This is a genomic window from Mesorhizobium sp. M1312, from assembly GCF_040318115.1.
Taxonomy (GTDB): Bacteria; Pseudomonadota; Alphaproteobacteria; order Rhizobiales; family Rhizobiaceae; genus Mesorhizobium.
The window spans coordinates 55,931-79,148 of sequence record NZ_JAMYLQ010000029.1; the positions used below are offsets into that span (position 1 = coordinate 55,931).

Annotated in this window: 19 protein-coding genes; 6 read left to right on the plus strand and 13 right to left on the minus strand. The window is 60.1% G+C overall.

What is annotated here, in order from left to right; all coding sequences use genetic code 11:
• Positions 1-199: 199 nt before the first annotated feature.
• From NKH36_RS26960 to NKH36_RS26970, 3 genes are read left to right on the plus strand one after another with little or no spacing between them, the layout of a single operon-like run.
• Complete coding sequence (locus NKH36_RS26960) at positions 200-1,261, plus strand: glycosyltransferase family 2 protein (protein WP_352960177.1); 1,062 nt, start codon at positions 200-202, stop codon at positions 1,259-1,261.
• Complete coding sequence (locus tag NKH36_RS26965) at positions 1,236-1,928, plus strand: class I SAM-dependent methyltransferase (protein ID WP_352960175.1); 693 nt, start codon at positions 1,236-1,238, stop codon at positions 1,926-1,928. The genes NKH36_RS26960 and NKH36_RS26965 overlap by 26 nt, the downstream gene beginning before the upstream one ends.
• On the plus strand, positions 1,921-2,361 hold the full coding sequence (locus NKH36_RS26970; protein WP_352960173.1) for a GtrA family protein: 441 nt from the start codon (positions 1,921-1,923) through the stop codon (positions 2,359-2,361). Before NKH36_RS26965 ends, NKH36_RS26970 begins: the two co-directional genes overlap by 8 nt.
• Here NKH36_RS26970 and NKH36_RS26975 read toward each other — a convergent pair.
• The 7 genes from NKH36_RS26975 to NKH36_RS27005 all read right to left on the minus strand — a co-directional run bounded on the left by NKH36_RS26975 (position 2,358) and on the right by NKH36_RS27005 (position 10,925).
• Positions 2,358-2,990, minus strand: coding sequence for a hypothetical protein (locus NKH36_RS26975; protein WP_352960171.1), 633 nt, complete (start codon positions 2,988-2,990; stop codon positions 2,358-2,360). The two genes, NKH36_RS26970 and NKH36_RS26975, sit on opposite strands and share 4 nt — an antisense overlap.
• Complete coding sequence (locus NKH36_RS26980; RefSeq protein ID WP_352960169.1) at positions 2,977-4,095, minus strand: putative hexosyltransferase; 1,119 nt, start codon at positions 4,093-4,095, stop codon at positions 2,977-2,979. Before NKH36_RS26980 ends, NKH36_RS26975 begins: the two co-directional genes overlap by 14 nt.
• A 155-nt stretch (positions 4,096-4,250) precedes the next feature.
• Entirely contained in the window at positions 4,251-6,260 is a 2,010-nt protein-coding gene (locus NKH36_RS26985) for a glycoside hydrolase family 127 protein (protein ID WP_352960167.1), read from the minus strand.
• A 27-nt stretch (positions 6,261-6,287) separates the two neighbouring features.
• Positions 6,288-7,145, minus strand: a complete 858-nt coding sequence (locus NKH36_RS26990; protein ID WP_095496181.1) for a carbohydrate ABC transporter permease — start codon at positions 7,143-7,145, stop codon at positions 6,288-6,290.
• Positions 7,145-8,071 (minus strand): carbohydrate ABC transporter permease, encoded by a 927-nt coding sequence (locus NKH36_RS26995; protein WP_352960164.1) that lies wholly within the window; start codon positions 8,069-8,071, stop codon positions 7,145-7,147. Before NKH36_RS26995 ends, NKH36_RS26990 begins: the two co-directional genes overlap by 1 nt.
• A 478-nt stretch (positions 8,072-8,549) precedes the next feature.
• Positions 8,550-9,806 (minus strand): ABC transporter substrate-binding protein, encoded by a 1,257-nt coding sequence (locus NKH36_RS27000; protein WP_352960162.1) that lies wholly within the window; start codon positions 9,804-9,806, stop codon positions 8,550-8,552.
• A 57-nt stretch (positions 9,807-9,863) separates the two neighbouring features.
• A complete protein-coding gene (locus NKH36_RS27005) occupies positions 9,864-10,925 on the minus strand; it encodes a LacI family DNA-binding transcriptional regulator (protein WP_352960160.1) in 1,062 nt (353 codons plus the stop codon).
• A gap of 1,195 nt (positions 10,926-12,120) precedes the next feature.
• Between NKH36_RS27005 and NKH36_RS27010 the strand changes: the two genes are divergently transcribed.
• Positions 12,121-12,318, plus strand: coding sequence for a hypothetical protein (locus NKH36_RS27010; protein ID WP_352960158.1), 198 nt, complete (start codon positions 12,121-12,123; stop codon positions 12,316-12,318).
• 21 nt (positions 12,319-12,339) lie between these two features.
• Positions 12,340-15,054 carry a hypothetical protein gene (locus NKH36_RS27015; RefSeq protein WP_352960156.1) on the plus strand — a complete coding sequence of 905 codons (2,715 nt, stop codon included), beginning with the start codon at positions 12,340-12,342 and terminating at the stop codon, positions 15,052-15,054.
• 179 nt (positions 15,055-15,233) lie between these two features.
• On the opposite strand, the gene NKH36_RS27020 is transcribed toward NKH36_RS27015, so the two are convergent.
• Together NKH36_RS27020 and NKH36_RS27025 are read right to left on the minus strand one after the other, a co-directional pair.
• Complete coding sequence (locus NKH36_RS27020; RefSeq protein WP_352960154.1) at positions 15,234-16,760, minus strand: hypothetical protein; 1,527 nt, start codon at positions 16,758-16,760, stop codon at positions 15,234-15,236.
• A gap of 72 nt (positions 16,761-16,832) precedes the next feature.
• Complete coding sequence (locus NKH36_RS27025) at positions 16,833-17,078, minus strand: hypothetical protein (protein WP_352960152.1); 246 nt, start codon at positions 17,076-17,078, stop codon at positions 16,833-16,835.
• A 342-nt stretch (positions 17,079-17,420) separates the two neighbouring features.
• Between NKH36_RS27025 and NKH36_RS27030 the strand changes: the two genes are divergently transcribed.
• Positions 17,421-17,726 carry a hypothetical protein gene (locus NKH36_RS27030; RefSeq protein ID WP_352960150.1) on the plus strand — a complete coding sequence of 102 codons (306 nt, stop codon included), beginning with the start codon at positions 17,421-17,423 and terminating at the stop codon, positions 17,724-17,726.
• 373 nt (positions 17,727-18,099) lie between these two features.
• Here NKH36_RS27030 and NKH36_RS27035 read toward each other — a convergent pair whose 3' ends face one another.
• From NKH36_RS27035 to NKH36_RS27050, 4 genes are all read right to left on the minus strand, one after another.
• Entirely contained in the window at positions 18,100-18,564 is a 465-nt protein-coding gene (locus NKH36_RS27035; protein ID WP_352960148.1) for an SET domain-containing protein-lysine N-methyltransferase, read from the minus strand.
• Positions 18,565-18,700: 136 nt separating this feature from the next.
• Complete coding sequence (locus NKH36_RS27040) at positions 18,701-19,060, minus strand: cyclic nucleotide-binding domain-containing protein (RefSeq protein ID WP_352960146.1); 360 nt, start codon at positions 19,058-19,060, stop codon at positions 18,701-18,703.
• A 7-nt stretch (positions 19,061-19,067) separates the two neighbouring features.
• Entirely contained in the window at positions 19,068-19,451 is a 384-nt protein-coding gene (locus tag NKH36_RS27045; protein ID WP_352960144.1) for a hypothetical protein, read from the minus strand.
• A gap of 451 nt (positions 19,452-19,902) precedes the next feature.
• Entirely contained in the window at positions 19,903-23,016 is a 3,114-nt protein-coding gene (locus NKH36_RS27050) for an MFS transporter (protein ID WP_352960215.1), read from the minus strand.
• Between the last annotated feature and the right edge of the window lie 202 nt (positions 23,017-23,218).

Genomic DNA, 23,218 nt, shown 5'->3' on the forward strand with positions numbered 1-23,218 from the left:
CTCAAAGGCTGCTTCGCGCCAGGTTCGGATTGGTCGACAGCCTCTTTGATACCGTGTCTCGATCTTCAATTGCGGTAACGCCGCCTATGTCCGTTCCACTCATGATCGTCACCTGCCCAAACCCATTAAGTTAGCAATTTCTTGTGTACAATTGGAACTTTGTAGCTTGCGTTCCATTTTCAACCGCATGCGAGACTCTGTGATCCAAAGCATCAGGACTGCGGTGAACGTGTCGCCGCCGCGGTACTCGCTGGTCCTTCCCATATACAATGAAGAGCAGGTACTGCCTCGACTGATCGAGCGGATCAGCTCCCTGATCTGCCGGTTGGACGGAGAGGCTGAGGCGATCTTCGTCGATGATGGAAGCCTTGATGGAAGCGTCGAATACCTTCGGAACGTGGTCGCCGTCGAGCCGCGTTTCCGGCTGATCGAGCTTTCCCGCAATTTCGGCCACCAGATCGCGATCACGGCTGGCATGGACGCTGCCGCGGGCGATGCCGTCATCGTCATGGATGCCGACCTGCAAGACCCGCCGGAGGTGGTTCTCGATCTGGTGGCGAAGTGGAAGGAAGGCTTCGAGATCGTCTATGCCCGCCGCGTCAAGCGTGAGGGCGAATCCTGGTTCAAGCGCTTCACGGCGAGCCTCTTCTACCGCCTGCTGGAGAAGATGACGTCGGTCGACATCCCGCGCGACGTCGGCGATTTTCGCCTGGTCGGGCGCAAGGCTCTGGAAACCTTCAAGCAAATGCCCGAACACGACCGTTTCGTCAGAGGCATGTTTGCCTGGATGGGGTTCAAGCAGACGGCGGTGCCTTTCGAACGTCCCGCGCGGACCCTCGGCCAGACCAAATACCCATTCTGGAAGATGATGCACCTTGCCGTTCACGGTATCGTCAGCTTCTCCGAGAAGCCGCTGCGCATGGCGTTGTGGGGCGGATTGGCCATCTCCGCGCTTGCGGTGGTGTTCGGTGCTTACGCCATCTTCGCCTGGATTTTTGAAACCGGCATCATTGCCGGCTGGACATCCACCGTGGTGATCGTGTCGCTCCTTTGCGGCATCAATCTTTTCATGACCGGCGTGGTCGGGCTCTATGTCGGCGGTATCCACGCCGAGGTCAAACGCCGTCCGCTCTACGTGATCGACAGGGTCGCCGGCTTCGAGAAGGCGGTGCGTGCAACCACCCCGGATGAGAGCCGTCGATCGTTTCGAAAACCCAGGAACGGAGCCTCGGCTGATGGCCGAACTCTTCGACAGCTATAAATCAAATTATGGCGAGGCGGTCGCAGGATCCATCCGGTTTTCCGGCCTCAGGCACGACTTCTTTCTTATCGCCAAAGCCGACCTGCTGCGGCGTCTTGTCGTCGAGCGAAGGCTTCGGCAGGATGGTGCCGGTGTGCGGGCGCTGGATGTCGGCTGCGGCGTCGGGTCGCTCCACCCTTATCTCGAAGGCGCCTTCGAGCGCCTGGATGGCTGCGACGTCTCGGAAGAATCGATCCGGCGCGCCGGCCAGGACAATCCACGTGTGAGCTACAGGGCCTGCACCACGCCGAGCCTGCCTTATGGCGACGGCGCGTTCGATCTGGCTTTCGCCAGTTGTGTCGTCCATCATGTTCCGCCCGCCTCCTGGCGCGATTTCTTCCGGGAAATGCGGCGCGTCGTGCGGCCGGGCGGCGTCGCCTGCATCATCGAGCACAATCCCTATAATCCGCTGACGCGTCTTGCGGTGTTCCGGTGTCCGTTCGATCAGGATGCGGTCCTGCTCAACGCCGCCAAAGCAAGGTACCTTTTTCAGGAGACGGGCTTCAGGGATGTCCGATCCGAGCACTTCCTGCTGCTGCCGTCGGCCAGGCGTTTTGCCAGAAAACTCGAGCGTCTGCTCGCGCCCCTACCGTTCGGAGCCCAGTATGCGTGCAGTGCGCATGTCTGAGCGCCGTTCGACCGCCGGCGCCGGGCTGAAGCTGCTGGCGCGCTTCGGGGTGGTCGGCATCGCCGCGACAACGCTGTATACTGTCTTGGCTATCGCTTTGGTCGAATCGAGATGGATCGGCTTCTCGCCTGTCCAGGCGTCGCTTGCGGCTTACGCCGCGGCTGCCGTGTTTTCGTATCTCGCCCACAAATCGGTAACCTTCATGTCGAACGGATCGCACCGATCGGAAGCTGCGCGTTTTCTCCTGCTGACGGCGACAGGCTTCGCCGTGGCTTACGCGGCGCCGGCGCTTTTGACGGCGAAACTCGGCCTGCCGCCCATCATTGGCATTCTGGTTACATGCCTGCTTATTCCGGCGGTCAATCTGCTCATGCTCGACCGATGGGTTTTTGCGCAAAGAAGGCCCGGTCGGCAAGACGACCGCTCTACCTAATCTATCTCAATGGCATCCAGCCGGAACGACACCAGCTTGATGGAGCGCTTATAGATGTTGCTGGCGGCCGGAGTTGGCGGAATGCCGTCGAGATAATCGAAGGCAATTTCGAGTGTATCGGCCTTGCCGAGCGCCGCCGGTGGAATGACGAACGAGACCATTCGTGGTTCTTTGCCAGGTAGCGTCACCGCATGCGCCCGAACACCGTTCACCGAGATCACAACCCTCTGCGTGATCTGCGGTGGCCGAATGACGGCGGCCATTTGCAGCGTGGCTGTCAGCCCGTTGCGCAGCGGCGGTATCTTAACGCGAAGCCGCGAGGTCTCGCCTAAGGAATGAGTGCCGTCGGCAACGGGCCCCGACCAGCCGCAGACCTTTATGCCGGCTGCCTGTTTGGCGCCGTCGTTCCGGAACGATACCGTCTGGCCAAGTACGTAGCTGCCGGTCGCATCGCGATTGAGGCAGGTCGTCGTCCGATCGATGTAATAGGCGCGATAATCGGCATTAACGTTTGGATTGAGAGCAAGCGCAAGGATGACGATCTCGGACCCGGCCAGAACCGCCGCGAGCGCGTAGCCGCCGAGCGAGGCGGCGCGTCTGTAAGGCCCCAGAGTGTCAGACCAGGGCAAGGTAGCCTCCGATCCACGCCACAGTCGTGAAATAACAGGCGCCAAGGAAGAGAACCAAAGCTGCGAGCCAAATAAGCCTCGACGCCGACAACAGGACGGCGAGCATCATTGTCAGAGGCGCAAGCCCAATGACGTATCTGACCATCGAGGCCAGGTTGGTGATCAGTGGCAGGATGATGCAGAGAGCGCAAAAGAGTGCCGCGCCATATTGCCTGCGAGCCGCCAGAACGGCCGACAGTGCCAATCCGCTGATCGCAGCGAGCGCGCTCCATTGCGGCGCCGTGGGCAGCCATCCAGTGGTCGGGACGGCGGAGAGCCCGTCCCATAGAAAGACCAGCGGATTACCCGCCACCCGTCCGAACGCGCGCTGGATGTGCAAGAACGCAAAGCCGTCTCCGACGGTGAGGTACAGGAACAGGATGTAAGCGAACAAACCGGCCGGCGAGATGAGGACAGCGACCAGCAGATCCGGCCGGCCAAGCACCCAACGCGGGAAAGACAGCGTCGATCCGCCCTGCTTGCGGTGTTCCCTGAACATTTGAATGACGGTTGCAAATACGACGAAAACCCCGACCAGCCTGGTCGCCGACAGCAGCGCGGATGAAACGCCCGCGGCGAGATAGCTGGAGCGCTTGAGCGCCAGAAAAACGCATGAGGTCAGGAGCACGAAAAGAGGTTCGCTCAGGAAGGTCGTGAAGTGAAAGGAGAACGGGCCGCTGAGCAGAAACGCGCAATACAGCACATAGGCGCGCATGTTCTTCTCGAGCAGCGGCCATGCCACCAGACAGGCGGCGTAGCTGCAGGCAATGGAGGTGATGGTGGCGACCAGTATCGTAGGGAAAGGGAAAACGGACCGGATCGCCGCCACCAGCATCGGGTAGAGCGGGAAGAAGCCCCAGCGACCGACATTGCTGTGGTCTGGAATGGGAAAGCGCTCGTAACCTTGTTCACTGATGTCAATATACCAGGCACAATCCCAGCGGCAGAGCGCGCGGGCAAAAGCCGCGAAACCTGGTTCCTCCGACACCGAAGCAAATGCCGCATAGCGAATGGCGAGTCCGCTGATCACGAACAGCAACGGCACCGCTGCGACGGTCAGGACCATGGCGCGAGCGCCAGCGCTCGGACGCGCCACATCTTCGAGCGCCAACTCTGCCTCCACCCATTCAAGTGGCTGGCGCCACTCTCCCCTCTAAACTAGCGCCGTCGGGGCAAATTCAAGACATCCCTTTCGTCGGCGGCATCATCTTCGTCTCCGGATCACGAGTCTTTCAGCCAGACGAGCATCTCGCCGGGATCGCGGTTGTCCCAGGCAAAATAGGGCACGGCGGTGACTTTTGCTTCCTCAACCGCGGGCGGTTCGGTGCGGTACAGTCCGTCTTCCCAGTTTTCAAAGGTCTCTTTTTTGGCGACGGCTGAAAGCGTGACGACGCCACCCAGAAGGTTGGGCTCCTCACGCGCCTCGATGTCTGCCGTGCGTGGCAAGGCGATGCGGTGCAGCTGGCCGGCATTGTCAGTCTCCTCGACGCAATAGATCAGCGGACCCCGCGCAAGCGCGACGCGGCCGATATCCTGCCGCACCTGCGGGTTGGCATAGAGGCGGTCGACCGCCATTTCGAGGTCGAGCTCGACCTGGTCGCCCTTGCACCATTCGCGGCGGATCGCGGCATAGCCGTCGCTGGTGACAGCCTCCAGATCGACCGCTTCCCCGTTCACCTTGAGCGTCGCCTTGCGGCACCAGGCTGGCAGGCGCAGGTACAAGGTGAATTCGGTCGGCGCCTCGGGTTCGACGCCGATCGAAACCGCGCCGTCCCATGGATAATTGCTGGTCTGGATCAGCTCTATTTGCGTCCCTGCGATATCGAAACGAGCCGTACTGTTTCCATAGAGATGGACGGCCAGTGCATCGTCGGACAGACTGTAAAAATAGCTGCCGATCGAGGCGACCATGCGGCCGATGTTGGGCGGGCAACAGGGGCAGCGATGCCATTTCCAGCGGTTGTGCTTCCCCCGGCTTTCCAGCGGATTTTCGTAGAAGAACAGCGAGCCGTCGAGCGAAAGGCCCGAGATCGAGCCGTTGTAGAGCGCCCTTTCCATCATGTCGGCGTATCGTGCATTGGGGCCCATGCCGAGCATGCGGCTCGCCCAGAACACCAGTCCGACCGAAGCGCAGGTCTCGGCATAGGCGGTTTCATTGGGCAGATCGTAGTCGGCGGTAAAACCCTCATTGTGCGACGACGGTCCAAGACCGCCGGTGATGTAGAGGTTCTTGGTCGTGAGATCGTCCCACAGCCGGTCGAGAGCCACCCGCAGCGTGTCGTCGCCATATTCGGTGGCGACGTCGGCCATGCCCGAATAGAGATACATCGCCCTGACCGCGTGGCCGACGACCTTGTCCTGTTCACGCACCGGCTTGTGCGACTGGCTGTATTCGTAGGTCTTGAAATGATAGGCCTTCGGGTCGGCGCCGCGGGCACGCGCCTCCTCGTCGAAGTAATGCGGCTGCTGGCCACGCTGGTCGATAAAGTATTTGGCGAGATCCATGTACTTTTGCTCGCCGGTGACGCGCGCGAGCTTGACCAGCGACAGCTCGATCTCCTCATGGCCGCAATAGCCCTTCTTCTTGCCGGGCTCGGGGCCGAAGGTCTCGGCGATATGGTCGGCATAGCGGCACATGATGTCGAGCAGCTTGCGTTTTCCCGTGGCCTGGTAGTAGGCAACCGCGCCTTCGATCAGATGGCCGGCGCAATACAGCTCGTGACAGTCGCGCAGATTGGTCCAGCGCAGGCCCGGCTGGATGCGCTGGTACCAGCTGGAGAGATAACCGTCGGGCTGCTGCAGCTTGCCATACATATCGATGACGGCGTCGATCTTCTTCTCCAGCGCGTCATTGCGGCGGCGATAGAGCGAGTAGGCGGCGGTCTCGATGGTCTTGCCCCAATCGCTGTCCCAGAACATCTGCGTCGTCACCGTAGATCCTGTGAACTCGTTGCCGGCGGTGGCTGCCTCGTCCGGCGAGGGTGAGTGAAACGGAATGACGACGCCCGGCGATGGCCGGTCCGGGTCGATCTGCTCGAGCATGCGGGCCTCGACGCAGCGGTCATAGAGGATATCGGCGGTCCTGGTGGCGACGGCATCGACACGGTCGCCCCAGAAGCCGCGCACATCGACCTGCGGCACGGGCAGCGGACGGAAGGCGAGCTTCGGCTTGCCCGACCTGCCGGTTTGGCCCGGCGTGGCGCCCTGACTGACGGATTGCGATGCTGTCATCAATTTACTCCGGTTCGATTCGATTGGTCACTTCACGGCCCCTGCCATGAGGCCGCGGATGTAGAAGCGCTGCAGCAGCAGGAAGAGCACCAGGCATGGCACCATCATCACGGTGACCCCGGCCTGCACCGCACCCCAGTCGATGGCGCCGAAGCGGCCGGACTGCAGCGCCGTCATCATGATCGGCAGCGTGAACTTGGACTGGTCGGTCATCAGCACCAGCGCTGCCAAAAACTCGTTCCAGGCGCCGAGGAACGCGAACAGCGCGATGGTGACGATGCCCGGCCAGACCAGCGGCAGCATTACCCTCAAGAGCATGGTGACATTGTTGGCGCCGTCCATGCGGGCGGCTTCCTCGATCTCGCGCGGAACGGCGTCGAAGGCGTTGCGCATCATGAAGATCGAGAACGGCAGCTGCAGCGTGACATAGACGCAGACCAGCCCGGTCAGCGTGTTGTGCAGGCCGATCTTGGTCAGCACCAGGAAGATCGGCGTCAGGATCGACTGGAACGGGATCATGATCGTCGACAGGATGAGGACGAAGAGCAGGTTCTTCAGCGGAAAGCGAAAGCGCGAGAAGCCGTAGCCGGCCAGCACGCTGACGATCACCGACAGCACCACCGTCATGACAGAGACATAGATGCTGTTTTGCGCCGGCAGCCAGAGCCCGTCGCCGAACGTGTTGAGCGTGGCGTAATTCTCGACCGAAAAACCCGTCGTCGGCCAGGGCGGCAGCGGCGGCTGACGCGACTCCTGCGCCGGCTTGAACGCCGAAAGCACGGTCCAGACGATCGGCGCCAGGAACAGCAATGAGGCGATGATGCCCGTCGAGTGCTCCGCAATCTGCATGCCGATACGGCGTTTGCGGCTCCTTGCCTGCGCCATCAGTCAACGCCCTCCGGTTGGCGCAGCAGCCGCAGCTGGATGAGGCTGAGCGCGACCAGGATGACCAGCAGGATCATCGACAGGGCGGCGCCATAGCCGAGCTTGAACGACACGAACGACTGGTTGAAAATCCAGTAGACGGCAGTCAGCGTCTGGTTACGCGGCCCGCCGCGCAGGATGATGTAGAACTGGTCGAAGGCGAGCACCGAGCCGGCAACCGACAGGATCAGCGCCAGCGCCAGCGTGCGGCGCATCAGCGGCAGGGTGATGGCGCGAAACCTCGCCAGCGGCCCTGCCCCGTCGATCATCGCCGCCTCCTGCAGATCCGGCGGGATGGATTGCAGGCCGGTCATCAGGATGATCATGGTGAAGCCCGCCACCTTCCAGACGACCATGGCGATGATCGACCAGAACGCGGGCTGGAACGTCGCCAGCAGATTGACCTTCTTCTCGGTCAGGCCGAGTTGGAAGGCGGCCGGGCTGAACAGGCCGGAATCGACATTGAGCAGCCACGACCAGAGCAGGCTGGCCGAGGCGAACCCGATGACGGCCGGCATGAAGAAGGACGTCCGGTAGAAGCCGGTCAGCGGCCGCGGTCTTTCGATGAACAGCGCCAGCGGAAAGGCGACGGCGAAGATCGCGATGGTGACGATCACCGTGTAGTACCCGGTGAATTTGAGTGCGTTCCAGAACCTGGTATCGCGCAGGATCGCCCAGTAATTGTCGAGGCCAATGAAGGAGTGCGCACCCATCAGCGGCCAGTTGTGCAGCGACATCCACGCGGTCATGCAAAGCGGGATGATGAAGAAGACGACGACAAGCGCCACGGCCGGCGCGACATAGAGCAGGCCGATCCACTGCCGGCGGCCGGCGCCGACCAGTTTGCGGCGGCGGGCGGGGGTGGAGATTGCTGCGATGGAGGTCATGGCTGGCCGCTCCCCTTTCCTTCTCCCCTTGTGGGAGAAGGTGGATCGGCGCGTAGCGCCGAGACGGATGAGGGGTGTTGGACGGAGTGCTGTCGGAGCCAAGCTGGAGCACCCCTCATCCGTCGCCTTCGGCGACACCCTCTCCCACAAGGGGAGGAGGGGGAGCCAACGGTGGTTGCTGCGATCAAACTCATGGCTGTTTTTCCGTTAGCGCTACGTCCCCCTCCCCCTTGAGGGGAGGGTCCGGCCGAAGGCCGGGGGTGGGGTCGCCCGCGAAGCGCGCCGACGCAAAAGAACGTCGAGCACTGCCGAGGCGACCCCACCCGGACCTGCGGTCCGACCTCCCCTCAAGGCGGAGGTAAGGGTGCTGCGGGTGGGGTCGCCTGCGAGGTGCGCCGACGGAAAAGAACGTCGAGCACTGCCGAGATGACCCGGACCTGCGGTCCGACCTCCCCTCGAGGGGGAGGTAAGCCGGCGCTTACTGCTGCGGCGCCGAGTCAATGATCGACTGCATGGTTTCCTGCGCGTTGGCGATGGCGCCATCGACGTCTTCGCCGAAGAAAACCTCGTTGACCATCTGGTTCCAAGGACCGTTGGCGGAGTTGATCAGGTCGTTGAACACCACCGAATAGGGCGTGCGGCCCTTGGCCATGGCCTCTGCGGCGATCTTGTAGCGCGGGTCGAGATCCCTGAGCGCCTCATTGGCGATGTCGCCGCGCACGGGAAGGCTGCCGTATTTCGCCAGTATGGTCTGGCCCTCAAGCGAATAGGCGAAATCGAGGAACTCCTTGACCACCGCGACCTTCGTGGTCCCCTTGGTGACGACGAAATTATCGCCGCCGGCAAAGGACGACCAGCCGCCATCCTTGCCAGGCAGGAAGGTGACGCCATAGTCGATGTCCGGGTATTGGGTGTTCAGCGCGCCGATGGCGAAGGCGCCGGAGGGCGAGATGCCGATATTGCCGGCGGCGAAGGCGGCAAAGAAGTTGGAGCCGGTGTCGGTCTGCGCGCCTGCCGGCACCAGATCCTTCTTGACCATCGACCGGTAGAGGTCGATGGCACCGCGCAGCTGCGGGCTGTCGAGCGTCGCCTTCGAGCCGTCCTCGGTGAGGATGTCGCCGCCCGAGGCCCAGATCAACGGCGTGAAGGTGAAGATGTTGCAGCCGCCGCAATTGCCGGAGAAATAGAAGCCTTTGATATCGCCGCCAAGCGCGTTGACCTTTTCGGCATAGGCTTCGATCTCGGCCCAGTTGGTCGGACCCTTTTCAGGGTCGAGGCCGGCCTGCTTGAACAGTTTTTTGTTCCAGATCAGCACCGAGCTATCGGCGGAGAACGGCAGCCCGTAGATGCGGCCCTTGTAGGTGCCGGTTTTGACATGCGCCGGCGACAGGCTGTTGAAATAAGGCAGCGACTTCGCCCATTCGGTGATGTCTTCCAGCTGGCCGGCGGCAGCGAAGGACGGCGTGTAGATCAGGTCAAGCGAGAGCGCATCGGGTGCTGTGCCGCCGGCGGCGGCAGCGCCATATTTCGGGATGATCTCTGCATTGGGGATGATGTCCAGCTTGACCTGGTTCTCATGCCCCTTGTTGAAGGCATCGACGATGCGCGGCATGAAATTCGAGCCGTCGGCGCGGACCCAGATGTTGGCGGTCTCGGCGGCAGCGGACGGTCCGACTGTTGCCAGCGCGCCCAATACGCTCGCGGCAAAGGCGAGCCCGGTAATGATGGTCCTCATGTTCTCCTCCTCATGGTTCTTTTTCCTGCGACCGCGCTCCCCGCGCGGTGTTTTTGTTCAGCCGCCCGGCGGACGGCCGCATGACTGACGTACCACCAGCCGGCACGGCAGTTTTCGGATGCCCGGCTCGGCGGGTTCGCCGCCGACGAGCGAAAGCAAGGTAAGCCCGGCCTCGCGCCCGAGTGCCGTCAGGTTCATGTCAACCGAGGTCAGCGGCGGGCGGGTTGCCTCGGCCACGATCTGCCAATTGTCGAAACCGATGACGCCGACATCGTCCGGCACGCCAAGCCCGCGCTCGCGCAGCGCATCGATGACGCCGCGCGCGATCTGGTCGTTGCCGCAAAAGACGGCATCGGGCTTTTCGCCCTTACCGTTAAAGAGCTTTGGGCCGTCGAAGAGCTTCTTCACCGCCTCGTGACCCCACGCTTCCGACCACGATCCGAGCGATGGTTCCATGACCGGCAAGCCTTTCTCGGTCAGCACGTCACGATAGGCCTGTGCCCGCGCGTGCACCACCGCGAAACTCGCCGGTCCGGTGACATGGGCGATGCGCCGCCGCCCAAGCCGCCAAAAGTGCTCGACCGCTAGGCGCGCGCCGCCGGCATCATCCGAGACGAAAGCGACGGCGCCGGGGTCGGGCTGGGTGAAAGCGTAAATCACGGGAACGCCGAGATTGGACAGGTCGACCGGCAGGTGGCGGTCGATGCGCTTGCCGGTGGCGATGATGCCGTCGACGCGCTTGTCGAGCATGGCATCGACATGGAGCTGGCCAAGGCGCTGGTCGTCCTCGACATTGCACAAAAACACCGAGACGCCCTTGTCGACCAGCGCATCCGAAATGCCCGACATGACCGGCAGCGAAAAGCGGCCATAGGTATCGTTGGTCAAAAGCCCGACGGTAAAACTGCGCCGGCGCAATAGGCTCTGCGCCAGGCTGTTGGGGCGAAAGCCAAGACGCTGCGCCGTCTCGCGAATACGCTCGCGCGTCTCGGCAGTCATCCGCCCCTGCCCGTTGAGCGCCTTCGATGCCGTGGCGACGCTGACACCGGAAAGCGCTGCCACCTCGCGGAGGGTGACAGGCTTGGCAAAAACGGGCGTTGGCTGAACGTCGGACGCCATGATTCTGGTGTTGATACTCCATTTTGAGAAAAGCTTTTCTCTTATGTCCCGTTTGGGCCTCGACGGGTGAGGTCAGCGGAGATTGGCCAGCTGGGAAAAGGTTTTCTCAGAGAGGAAATTAGGCGAAGAATGCGGTGATGGCAAGAGGGATAGATGTGGTCTTGGGCGTGTCCGAGATTTCTTGCTAGATGCCGTGATCTACGGCCGATTTGCGCCATGAGTTGCCATCGCCGCGCCAATCTCCGAATGTCGCGTTAGGGGCCGTTAGCGGACTGGCAGCTTCAGACCTCAGATCTTTAATAACGGACCTTCAGGTCGGTTCGACTATCGTCGTGGCGTGACCCATCGGAGACCTTCGGTTCCGACCTTTCGAATGGCGGCAATGCGCCGCTTCTTCGCCGTTCCTGAACGGCGGCGGCTTTCCTAGAAACGGCCATTCGGTCACATGCACCCTCGTAACGCCGCACGTTAATCGTGGTCGGACCGACCCGCGAGAAATCTCACAGGTCCGGTGCCCCGCCATCGGCGTGCCGTCGGGCGTATAGACCGCTGCGATGTCAGTGATTGAACCGATATCGACGGTGAGTACGCCGCCGTCGGGTAGCGGGCAGGTTCTGGAGTGCTAGGGTTCAACCCAGCATAGTCCAACAAGCATCGGCGAGGGAACGTGGCGCAGGATTGTCGAGAACTTCGCAGCCGGCCAACGTGTGCGGCTCAAGCAGATGCATGAAACGGAGATAGGACGTAAACCGAGCCGCCCTTCCGAAGGAATGGCAGCCCAGCCTTGGCAGGTAATGGTGGATGATGGGCGGCGGTGATGTTTTTGCGCTGCCCGGGCTGCCTCTATAACCCGCGCTTAGCCTCAGGTCCCATCTGCGTCAGTTCAGTACTGAAGTCAGTCAAATTCGAGAGTCGAACTTAATTACTAGGTAGGCAGATTGTGCGATGAAGGGGCAAAACTATTAGGTCCACTTGATGCATGCTCCAATAGCTTTAACACTTGAACCGGTTCCGGCGACCCTTATGTCGGCCTTTTTTTGAAACGGCATTTCCAGCAGTGTAGCGTTGGGGCGGCTTTCCGGCTACGCGTCTATCAGACCCAATACACGGTCGGCACGACCTGGTCGGCGGCGGCCGAACTGACGGTCACGGACGATTTCGCCCCACTGTCGGCGCCACGCCGGTCGTCAACACCATGAAGGGCGACAAGGGCGAAGTCCTCGCCGAGGAGGCCCATGGCGTCGACGAGCGCTGCTCGGCGGTCTATTTCAGCAACGCCTTCATGAACTTCGCGGCTTCCAGCGACGCCAAGATGGCCGACGCTCACCACACCATTCCAAACTTCGCTTTCGGCCACGCCGCGCGCACCAGCGGACTGCGTCCGACGCCTTAGCCGCATGGAGGGGACACGAGCATGTTCGACCTGAAAAAGGACGTCGACAAGTCCAAGGGAGTTTCGCCTTACGCGAGCGAACACTACGGCGTTTACCAGCCGTTACTGGGCTGGCAGTCCAACCTGACCAAGAAGTGGCTCGGCAAGGGCGGAGCGCTGTTCGATCCCCAGGTCAAGCGGGTGCTCGACGGGCGCATCAAGCCCGGACCAACCGACGTGGCCAACTCTCACCCTCTCGAGTTCCTTGCGCAACCGATGGAACCAGGTTCGGGCAGGTCGCCGTCCAAGGTCCTGGTCACCAAGGACTTAGGCGCCGAACTCGTGGGCCTCATCGCCGCCCGCGTGCAAGCCTTCGTCGATGTTCACGCCGGTAAGCTTCCCAACGGAGCCGAATGGACTCAGATCATCGACATCAACAACCTGATGGACGCGAACGCCGGCGACCTGCGCATAGTCAACGACATCCATCGCAAGCGCCTGTTCGACCAACTGCTGCGCGACGCCGACGGCCAACAACCGTCGGAAACGGCGATGGCCATCGCCAAGCAGACGCAATTGCACCTGATGCAATACGAGTCGCAGATCGCTTCCTTCCTGGTCGCGATGGCAGAGGGGCAGGGCGGCCTCGATCCAAACGGTCTCCTCGCCTTGTTCAGCGTTCAGGTCGCCCCCACTTTGGACGAAATCTTGCGGCCCGCCGATCCGCTGGCCCACATCAATCCGAGCGACGCGACCGGGTCGCTCAGTCCGGTCGGGATGGTGCACCTGTTCCGTCAGTATTTTTTCGATCTCGGATCGTTCCTTGGCGAGCCGGTGGAGCATGTCTGGCTAGCGCCCGGGACCACGCTCGAACTGGTCGAGGTCAGCACGCGTAGGGTCCTCGTCGAGAAGATGCTGGAAACAGCAAGCGAAACGACCACGCGCGGTGAGACCGCAAGCACCCAAAAGGATGAGCTGGCCGACTCGATCAAGTCCGAGAATGGCAGCAATGTTAAGCTTGGCGTGACCAACACCAATACCGTGAATTACGGCGTCTACCAGGGCACCGTTTCGGCGACGTTCGGCATCGAGAGCACCCGCAAGGACGCCCGCGAGCAAAGCCACAAACAATCGCGCGAGCAGAGCGAAAAGCTTTCGTCGGAAATAAAAAACAATTTCAAATCGGTGTTTCGCACCGTCACCGAGACGACCGACATGCGCAGCCGTCGCTATGTCCTGCAGAATTCATCGGAAAAACTCGTCAATTACGAACTCCGCCGAAAAATGCGGCGGGTCGGCGTGCAGATGCAGGATATTGGCAGCCGGCTCTGCTGGCAGATCTTTGTCGACGACCCCGGCGGAACCGTCGGCCTTTCGGAGCTGGTGCACTTCGCCCAGTCGCCGGACTTCTCGAGCCTCAAGGACCCTGCCGACGTGCCGGCTCCTGCTAACATTACCAAGAAGGTGGTTATACCTATCCCTTATTTGCCAATTCTAGACTACATGGATACTTCATCGACTTACGAGTACGCCTATGAGGAGACAATAAACAGTCAGTATAAAGGAAAACATCTCAGCATCATAAAGGGCAACGAGAACGACGACGATAGCCAGTCCATATTCGGACCGTTCACTTTTACATTCGATCCGCCGGCACCGGGATATGTGCTGACAGAGGATGTACGGGTGCTCGGTCCACAGGGCGCCAAGATCGCACAGGTCAAATCCGTCGCCGTTAACACTGCCGCGAACAGCGTCACACTGATTATGCAACAGGTCAATTACGGCTCTGAAAACGTCGTGAACCTGGATGTCGAACTTGTATTTGCTCCAGGCGCGATCGCGAATGCGGATTATGAAACCAAGAAAAAACTCTCACTGGCCAAGTACGATGCCGACAAGGAAGCGCTCGCCAGGCGCGCTTTCGCTGATGATGTGCGTTCGAGGATCAAGGACGCCGCCGGTATCAAGCCCCGGCCATCGTGGGACTTACGCGAGGAAGAACGAACAATCGTCTACCGCAAGCTGATCCAGCGACTGATGCTCGATAGCTGGAAACTACCGGACACCGAGGCGAACCGAAGGCTGAGCCACGTACGCTCCGAACTCGTGCGCGCGATATTCGATGTCGACGCCATGCTCTACTTTGTCGCCCCGGAATGGTGGATGCCCCAGCGGCGGCTCGGACAGTTGAACCTCGATCAGACCGTGGCTGGAAAACCATATGCCGTGAAGACGGACGACGTGCTGTCATGGGGCGGAGTCCATCGTCAGGACAACTACCGGATCACCGAGGATTCCACGCCCGCCAAACTCGGCAGTTCGTTGGGTTGGCTAATGCAACTCGACGGGGACAACCTCCGCAATGCTTTCCTGAATGCCCCTTGGGTCAAGGCGGTGATCCCGATCCGGCCGGGACGGGAAACGGCTGCGCTGAACTGGCTTCGTGCCATCGAGGGCCATGAGAACGATGGATGGGACTCGCCCTATCTCGGTGCGGCAGCAAGTGACGCCGAGTTCGCCGGCAAGACAATCGGTGAAGTGCTCACGATCATCGCTGATCGGATGTCCGCCACGGTGGATATCGAAACCGTTTTGGCGTCGGACAAGGTTTTCGAAACCGGCTTCGATCCCCTATCGGGCGGCTTCGACGCGGCACTACCAGCAAACGAAGTGTTCAGCCAATGGATTACGGTGCTGCCCACCGAGCAGATCGTCGCCGCCGAATACGTACCGACCTTGACACTGGACATTTGATTCAGGGGTTACGTCCGATCAAGACGGGACAAAGCTTTTCGGATAACTCATACTAGGCGGCGTGGACAAATTGGCTAGGCAGGGTCGCTGGCGGCAGTGAGGACTCCTCAATCGCGCTTGCCACTGTCTGCCAGGTTTGAGGGGGGGTGGACCGCGAGGAGGCACACCTCAGCAACGTCTCACGGCAGCGCAAACTGGGCTGCATGGCCGAAAGCGACGGCAGGGACCGTGTGGTGAGCGTCGTAAGGGCTTGGCCTTAATGCTTGGTTTGAGAATCCCACCCAGGTCGCGTTTTTGTCGGCACTGGTGCCTTCCTCGATATAGACGCCGTTAAAAGGAGGTGCGGGACTCGATGTTATTCTGGATGCTTCGACAAGGCTCCTAGGCGCGGTCCTCATGCCTTCGCCTGAGTGATAGGAGCGGACGCGCCGGCGGTCCTGCTTTAGCCAATTGCGGAGAGTATTCAGGTGGCGTCCGGCACCCTCTCCGTTATCGGCGACGCCATCAATGTCCCAGATTTCCCGCCAACTTTCGACGAGTGTGGCCTCTGGGGATGCGAATATTTTTGGGTCATAGAGTTTGTCGTTGATCTGGCGCGGTGTGCAGAGATCCAAAACACGGTCGATTCCATTGCTGAAGCCTGAGACAGTGAGGGTCCAAGAGTTGGGAATCCGCTCATTATTGAATAGGCCCTCTTTCGGAAAAATGGATACCCGGCCGGCGTCGAGCGAAACGCGCGCCGTGGGGGCGACACGGCTAGATACGAGTTGTCGCGCATAGAGGTAACGAACGACTTCTTTAGTAAGCCGGGTCAACCCTGCCTGGGTGCCGAGAGGGCCCCAGTCCATGCTGGGGTGAATGGGGAATATCACAATAGGATTGCGACCTGCGGCCTGGAGTTGAGGGATTATTTTGTAGCCAGCCAATAGGTAGTTGATGGCAAGGTAGGCGTAAGGCTGGACAATTTCCTTTGCTATCGTAGGTTTGGCGGACACATCGGGACTCGGAAAGTAGGGGTATCGCGAGAGGAATGGGTAAGAGTCGGCGGGGTAGTCCGTGGGCTTCGTTGGCGGAGTGTAGAATACGATAATCTGCGGGGTGTTGCCGAGAACAGCGCGCGGTGCCCAAACTGCGATAAGAAAACGCGGTCCGCGCGTAGCCGTTATTGTGGTTTCAAACCCGAATTCAAGAAAAATGAGATTGCCGGTGCCTTCGTTCTGTACGCCCTTGACGTCGAAGGGGTAACCTGTGGGCGCGTTGGTATCGAAGAACACAGGATTCCTGAGAAGGTTGATCGCGGGATTGCTAAGCCAGGCTCCGTAGTAGATCCACCCCTGTCCTGGTTCACAGAGCAGTGCGTTGGGGTTTTCCTTCACGGTTTGATCGGGCGGGATGAAGCTAGTGGGGGCGAGCCTGACTGTCCCGTCTACAACGTCCACAACAATGGTCTCGCCCTGCATACTGATCGCTGCCGCCCGGGAATCAGCCAGCCACTGGTCGCCGACCCTTCGAACGTTGAACGTCTCCCCAGAAAATCCGGGGGCGCCGGCCCCGACCGTAAGATTGACCGCGTTGTCGATGATGGGAAGATCGGTTGGGACACCAGGAGCAATCCTGGCGAAAGCTGGAACCGCAACAGCACCTTGCGATGGGCGGCTATTGTAACGGGCAACGAACCATTGAGGGGTGTATTCCCTTCCATTCACATCTCGCACGTGTACGACGAGGCGGGTTATGGCACAGCACTCCAGGATATCATTCCCCTAACTCGACGATCATTAGGGTGGAGGCGGAATTGGAGGTGAAGCCGATCCCGTTCCTCCAGGTGCCAGTTGTCGGCCCGTCCTCGGGTCGTACTGCACGGGAACGGGTACTACTTGGTCTGTCGGCAGGACCTCGATCCACTGGCTGCATATTTCGAACGGATTTTCGGTGATCGCCTTGAAGCCGCCCTTCAGCGGGTAGAAGCCGTGCTCGAACACCTTCTCGACCGGTGTCGCCGACAGGCGCTTGTTTGCGGCCATGTCCCCCTCCGTCTGAATCTAATCAAAGCTATCATTTAGCTCGGACCGAGTCATGCCGCTCCACGCACTAACTTAACAGATGCTAAACAATTGGGAGAATCGTCAAAATACCGAGCACGACCGAAGCAACCATCTTCCTCGTTGCGGCGGCACATAGTCTTAAGGCCTCGCAGCAGCACCGTCCTGACCAGGCAAGTTTTAGGAGGCAAAGTCAGCGGACCCTGCCTCCATTCACCGATCAATCGGCGAGCGCCTCCTCCACCAAATCGCGTGCCCGTTCCAGTTCATCCCGATCAAGCGTCGCGATGAAGCGGGTAAGCAAGTCTTCCCCCGGCAGATTCTTTGGCGAACCTCGGTCCGATCGACGATGGGCTCTATGCCAGTGCGCGAGCATCCGGAGGTGCGATCTATCCAGATGGATTTGCCGTCATTGGCAGAGCGGAGAACCTCGAGAACGTTCATGCGTTGGGCTGGGATCCGAACAATCACCGCATCGGTGACCCCGAAAAGACTATCGTGCAGCAAGTCGAGAACGAACAGCCGACGCAACTGCAACAGGCTCTTAAGGGTTGGAACCTCGAAGAGCCTAGCGAGAAATCCAACAACCTCTTCGGATTGCGCTTCGCACCGCAGACTGAACTAGTGTAGACGGCTCGTTATAAGAAGCTTCGAATCCTTTGAACAATCCGCAATTTTTCAGATGTGCGCTCGCCATTTGTTCTTGAGGCCGCATAGTCGCACTATCGAAGCGACCTTTTTGGCAATGGCAACTTGGCTATCTAATGTCCTGAAAGAGGACCGACCGCAGTCGGTCCCCTTTCGGACGTTCGGAGGCGAAGGCGAACACCTCCCGCACGAGGCCGAGCAAGAGGCAATCCGAGAAATGGTCGCGTTCCGGGCTCCGGAAAGCCCCCTGAGCGACATGGCCGACACTGCGCGCGGGCCGGAAAGCGAAAATGGGGCCATGGTTCTGATCAGCAAGTTTTGGTAATGAGATCAACGGAAAAACGTGACAGCAGCATCAAATCCGTTCCCAAATCGCTTTCGCGAATTCGCCATACAGAGGGGCCCACGGACATTTTCCATAGTGGGAATAGTCTTCCAGGATTTCGGCTCCCGGTCCGATATCATGAAGCGCTAAGCTTTGAAGTTTGGTTGGGTCGTCGACGGAGTTGGGGGTGAATGAATGGTTGGTGAATTGTGCTCCATCCAGGATCAAAATAAGCCGGTTAAGACCACTCGGGTAGTAGCTATAATGCAAAATGGCGTCCAAAAGCCCATTGACAAGAACGGTACGGGGCAAGGAGTCAATAGCTTCGTAATGATCTCGCTCTATCACCAGCACATCTTGCGAACGCGCCTGCCACCAAACTGTCCCCTTAGGGATGAGTCGTCTCGCGAACACACCCCAACCATGCAAGGCGCTAGCGCGAACTTCCGTCAGCTCGCTAAAAGGATTATGGGCAAAAACAATTTCGTTTTGCATCAGCAAACTCCTGCGTAACGGATGGTTCGTTGGACTCGGGAAATCGACGATGCGGCTCTACTATCGTAATTAGCATCTTGCTCCGAAGGGAAGGCTTGTGTGATGCATCATTACTGTATAGCCGCTTCGGTCGGGATCATGCCGTCGATAAACCGACGCTTCGGGTCAGAGGATCATGTGCAGCACCCTTTGTCAAAGGCCGCTCCGCTTCACCTTCTGCCTCTCTCGAGGTCAGCACCTGTTCCAGCCGCGCCCGTAGGTGCGGTGCACGTTCGAGCAGATATGAAAACTGTTCGCGCTGCAGCGACAGAAAGGTGCATGGGGTGAGCGTTTTCACACTCGCGGTGCGAGTGACATTTTTAAGCAGTGCAATCTCGCCAAAATAGTCGCCGTCCCTGAGCAGGGCAATCCGTGTTTGTTCAGGCGTACCTTCGGCCATTGCAATGTCGCGGAGGCTGGTGATGCCCGCTCTCTGCAATGACCCGATGATCGGCATGACGGTTTCAGCAAAGCGATCGGCAGCACGCGTCAGAACGTCGCGTCCTGTTGCCGGCCGGCCGCGGTCCGTTTGGCTTATCGTCGGCTTTCTTGCTGCTGTCCGCGCGTTTCGCACGATCCTGCCGAACCTGCCGATCCCCCTCGGGTATCGGAAGCACCGCCTTTTCGGTGAATTCCCCATCCAATCCGACCGGCCGCCGCAACACGACGCCTGGCATGGCTATCGTCGCTGCCACCACCTTGGGGTCTTCAGTCTGTTTCGCGAACCCTCGTTTGAAGATGTCGGGGTCCGCCCCCCAGGCCTCGGCGGCAGCCTTCATCGACGGTGCGGCAACAGCAAGATCGAAGAAGCCGATGGAGGTCTGATAGACTTTGAGTTTCTTCGCCATCCAATAGAGACCTCACACACACACCACGTGTTGGATTGCGCTGCCGGCGGACCTTTGCGCCCGTGGGGGGAACTGAAACAGCGCTACCGGTGCAGAGCAATCACGGCAAGGGCCTTGAGGTCAAAAGGTGACCACCAAGGCCGGCACGCGCCGCAATCGGTTCCCTCACCGCACTGCTCGACGTTGCCGTGCTGAAAAAAGGCACTGCGTCGGCAAGCGAAACAGTTGGGATCGATCGACCTGGACCACTGCCGAGGTCAGATGACGACGGCAGCGTTCAAGAGTAGTTGTCCGATTGCCTCGAAAGTTCGACGTTCGTATCGGGTCAAAAGCCGACAATTGGCTGGCGGGCCGCTCGTGCTGATGTTGTGGCTAATTAAACGGCGTCGAGCGATGGCGTTCCGAAACGTCCGCTTTGCGCCGCGCAACGGACATTCCGATTACCTGAAAATCACTGCAATCCGCGCGATTGGGCTGTAGAACTGGATTCCAGCAACCCACTCTTTGCTGACTTCGCTGTTTGCAGGTCATGGAGTTTCTGGTTCGCGGCACGGAGTCTTCCACCCAACACCCGGCAGATCTGCAGCAGAATACCCGGCCGCTGCCGGGCAAGGTCCTCGAAATGCGAACGCTCCAGCACAAGGCAGCTTGCGTACCCGACCGCAACTATATCCGCCGAGCGCTCACCTTCGCCGAACAGCGCCATCTCTCCGAACATCGAGCCGGGTTTCAGCGTTGCAAAGTCGGTGAAGCCCGAAGGACCGCGCTGTCTCACTTTGACTTCGCCTTCAAGGAGGACAAAAAGCTCCTCGCCATGCGCGCCCTGCTTGACGATAACCTCGTCGGATAGGTAGTCGGTGCGCTTCATGACCTGTTGCACTGCATACAAATCGTCGAGCGAGCAGCTTTCGAAAATTGGCACATTGCGCAGGAAAAGCAGGCGGTCGAGCAAACCGTGTTCGGCATTCGTCATATCGGACTCCAATGATCGTGCAGCCACAGCGGCCCGGCGTAGCCAGGGCAACGAGGAGGTGCTCATGGCATCGAGCACGGTTTTGAGAGGCAGGGTCTTGCCACGCTTGGCCGTATCACCGTCAAGCAGTGGGATGAGCGGCGTCACCAACCGCCGCTGGTCGACGGCGGTAATTGCCTCTGCCGCGCGAGCACGCATACGCTCGTCGCGGGCGCTCAGGAAGCGCCGGATATAGCTGACCGTCTGTTTGTGGCCGAGGGCAGCAAGCGTCACCAGGACCTCGTCGATCGCGGCCTGATTGGCCTCTGCCATTGCAATTCTGGCGATCGCAGCCCAGGCGAGATTGCTGTCGGGCACTGCCTGACGCCATTGGCGATACCTGTCAATACGGGGGAAGGCATCTTTCTGCAGATAGCTGAACAGGGCTTCGGTGGCGCCTACGTGGCCGAGCACCTCGATGACGGCGAGGCGGACGGATGGATTCTCGTCTCGCAGCATAGGCAATACCGCTGCCACGGAATCCTTGCGGGCGACCAATGCCGCGATTGCGACGCGGCGTACCGATTCATCCCGATCCGTCAGCCCGACAGCGATACGCTTCGCCGGCCAGCCTCCTCGCACCGCCAGTTGATAACCAATCACTCGTCGTCCCGTGTCGTTGGAACGGACGGCTTCCTCGAGCAGGTCCTGGGGCAGACCAGTACTCCCGGGCTTGGAATAAGGCAGGGCAGCGATCGTCTTGACTATGACCTCTTCAAGCGAAGCATGATTGCGAATGATGCTGACGAGCATCGGCGTGAACGCGTCGTCGCGCCGCGCGGCGGCGATCGGCAGCAGTGCCGTGGCCACCTCCAATTGAGACTGGGCCATCGTTACGAGCGCTTGCGCCGCTTCCGGCGATTTGCCGAGGCGTGCAGCCAAATCGAGCGCGATCATCACCGGTGCCTGATCCCGACCCTCGGGCAGGGTTCGCCCCACTGCCACAAGGTACTGGGCGATGCGGACGCGGAGCACCGGTTCCGCATTGGGCCAGAGTGTCAGCAGATCTGCTGCATGCCGGTCGCCTCCACGAGCCAGGGCGATGACCGTTTCGTCGCCCGATGTCGTGAGTTTCTCGGTGATTGGTTCGAGGAATGGCCCTATCGAGGTATGGGCAACAATGCGCAGAGCAAGTTCGGTCGCAGTTCTGTCCTGTCCCCTTAGCATCACGACGAGGTCCGCACTGTTGCTCGCGGCGACGGCCGATGCTTCGCGTATCAGGAACTCGTCGCGATCGAGATCGACAGCCCCCTCTCGCAGTATCCCTACAAGCCCGCTGACATAGCGCCAGCCGATACTCCATCCGCATACGAGGAAGCAGAGGCTAAGAACAACGCCGAGCACGCCGACACCGAAAAGACCTGCGAATTGCGCCACCACCCAGACCAGCAGCCCGGATACGGCCAATGCCATCGGATAGATCAGGCTGTCGTTGAAGGCGCGCAGTCGGCTTGCAAACCGCGCTGGAACTGCGTTGTAGTTGATTGCCGTGACCGGCGCATCGATATTCTTGGAAAGACCATCATAGACGACGTGCGCAAACATCGCGACCGGCAGCGTCGGACTGGCAAGCATGGCGATGAAGCTCACTCCGCACGCGGCTGGGAAAACAAGGTTCATGCGCGCGATGCCGAGCCGTTGCATCAGCGGGCTGGTCAGCCACAACCCGATCGCCATGCCAACAAAATTCAGGGCGCCGCTCATCAGTCCGAAGAACTTGGCAAGCGACTGTTCGTCCGGAAAACTGTCGGTGTAGATGTTGAAAACCATATACTCAGCGATGCATTGCGTAACAATATTCAGGAAAAGTGCGGTTGAAAGCAGAATTGCTATTAAAAATCCCTGCATCATGCTGCCTATGCTGCGAAGGTTTTCAAGTATTCCGGACTCTCCCTGCTCCTCCCTTTCGCCCGCCGGCTTCCAGCGGAGAGACAGCCAGGCCAGATGCGCGAGGCAGAGGCACAGTATCAGCGGCATGCCGAAGAGCAGCCAGAAGGGCGATACGAAACCTGCAAGCAAGCCGGCGAGGCTGCCACCCACCATGCCCCCTGCGGACAAAGCGACAGCGACACGCGTCGAAAAACGCGTCATTTCGCGCGCAGTCAGATAGTCGATCAACACCACTTGGAAGACGCTGTAGAGCAGCGACTCCAACACGCTGATTCCGGCGTAGAGCGCATAGTCCGCTGCCGTACCGCCAAACCCGCTGGCGAGGATCAACAATGCTGTCATCACAATGACGGAGACCATGAACCGCTGCAGCAGGACAACACGGCTGCCGCGGTCGATCATTCGGGCATAGACAACCCACGCGGGAATCGAGACGAGAGCGAACACCATGTAGTAAATCGCGATCCCCTCGCCGCCTTGGGTCGATAGAAACCGGGCAGCCGCCAAGGAGGAACCGAAGGTGTTTGCGGTCGCGAGCAGGAAGGCGCTCAGTACGAGATGCCCGATGCGATCGTTGGGAATCGGCAGCCTGCGAAGCCAGCGAAGGAGCATTTCGATGCCCGAGGGGGCACTCATGGGTTGGCCACTCGAAATCTTTTCCACCTTGGTCAAACGTCGCATTCACGAATAGCTAAGTTGCGCCAATAGGGTCTCTTGGAACCAGACCATTTCATTGGCGCGAAGGATAGTGCCTTGCGGTAGAAGCGCTCCCAGAACGCACGACGGGAACCGGTGACCGGCAAATCTCACCTTTGGGTCACTCACGACATCGGAACTTGGGAGTTGAACGTCCGCTATCAGCCTT

Excerpts from the sequence above, each read along its gene's own strand:
- NKH36_RS26965 (WP_352960175.1), top strand. The coding sequence starts at position 1,236 with ATGGCCGAACTCTTCGACAGCTATAAATCAAATTATGGCGAGGCGGTC.
- NKH36_RS26970 (WP_352960173.1), top strand. The coding sequence starts at position 1,921 with ATGTCTGAGCGCCGTTCGACCGCCGGCGCCGGGCTGAAGCTGCTGGCG.
- NKH36_RS26980 (WP_352960169.1), bottom strand. The coding sequence starts at position 4,095 with ATGGTCCTGACCGTCGCAGCGGTGCCGTTGCTGTTCGTGATCAGCGGA.
- NKH36_RS26985 (WP_352960167.1), bottom strand. The coding sequence starts at position 6,260 with ATGACAGCATCGCAATCCGTCAGTCAGGGCGCCACGCCGGGCCAAACC.
- NKH36_RS26990 (WP_095496181.1), bottom strand. The coding sequence starts at position 7,145 with ATGGCGCAGGCAAGGAGCCGCAAACGCCGTATCGGCATGCAGATTGCG.
- NKH36_RS26995 (WP_352960164.1), bottom strand. The coding sequence starts at position 8,071 with ATGACCTCCATCGCAGCAATCTCCACCCCCGCCCGCCGCCGCAAACTG.
- NKH36_RS27000 (WP_352960162.1), bottom strand. The coding sequence starts at position 9,806 with ATGAGGACCATCATTACCGGGCTCGCCTTTGCCGCGAGCGTATTGGGC.
- NKH36_RS27005 (WP_352960160.1), bottom strand. The coding sequence starts at position 10,925 with ATGGCGTCCGACGTTCAGCCAACGCCCGTTTTTGCCAAGCCTGTCACC.
- NKH36_RS27010 (WP_352960158.1), top strand. The coding sequence starts at position 12,121 with ATGAAGGGCGACAAGGGCGAAGTCCTCGCCGAGGAGGCCCATGGCGTC.
- NKH36_RS27015 (WP_352960156.1), top strand. The coding sequence starts at position 12,340 with ATGTTCGACCTGAAAAAGGACGTCGACAAGTCCAAGGGAGTTTCGCCT.
- NKH36_RS27025 (WP_352960152.1), bottom strand. The coding sequence starts at position 17,078 with ATGGCCGCAAACAAGCGCCTGTCGGCGACACCGGTCGAGAAGGTGTTC.
- NKH36_RS27035 (WP_352960148.1), bottom strand. The coding sequence starts at position 18,564 with ATGCAAAACGAAATTGTTTTTGCCCATAATCCTTTTAGCGAGCTGACG.
- NKH36_RS27040 (WP_352960146.1), bottom strand. The coding sequence starts at position 19,060 with ATGCCGATCATCGGGTCATTGCAGAGAGCGGGCATCACCAGCCTCCGC.
- NKH36_RS27045 (WP_352960144.1), bottom strand. The coding sequence starts at position 19,451 with ATGGCGAAGAAACTCAAAGTCTATCAGACCTCCATCGGCTTCTTCGAT.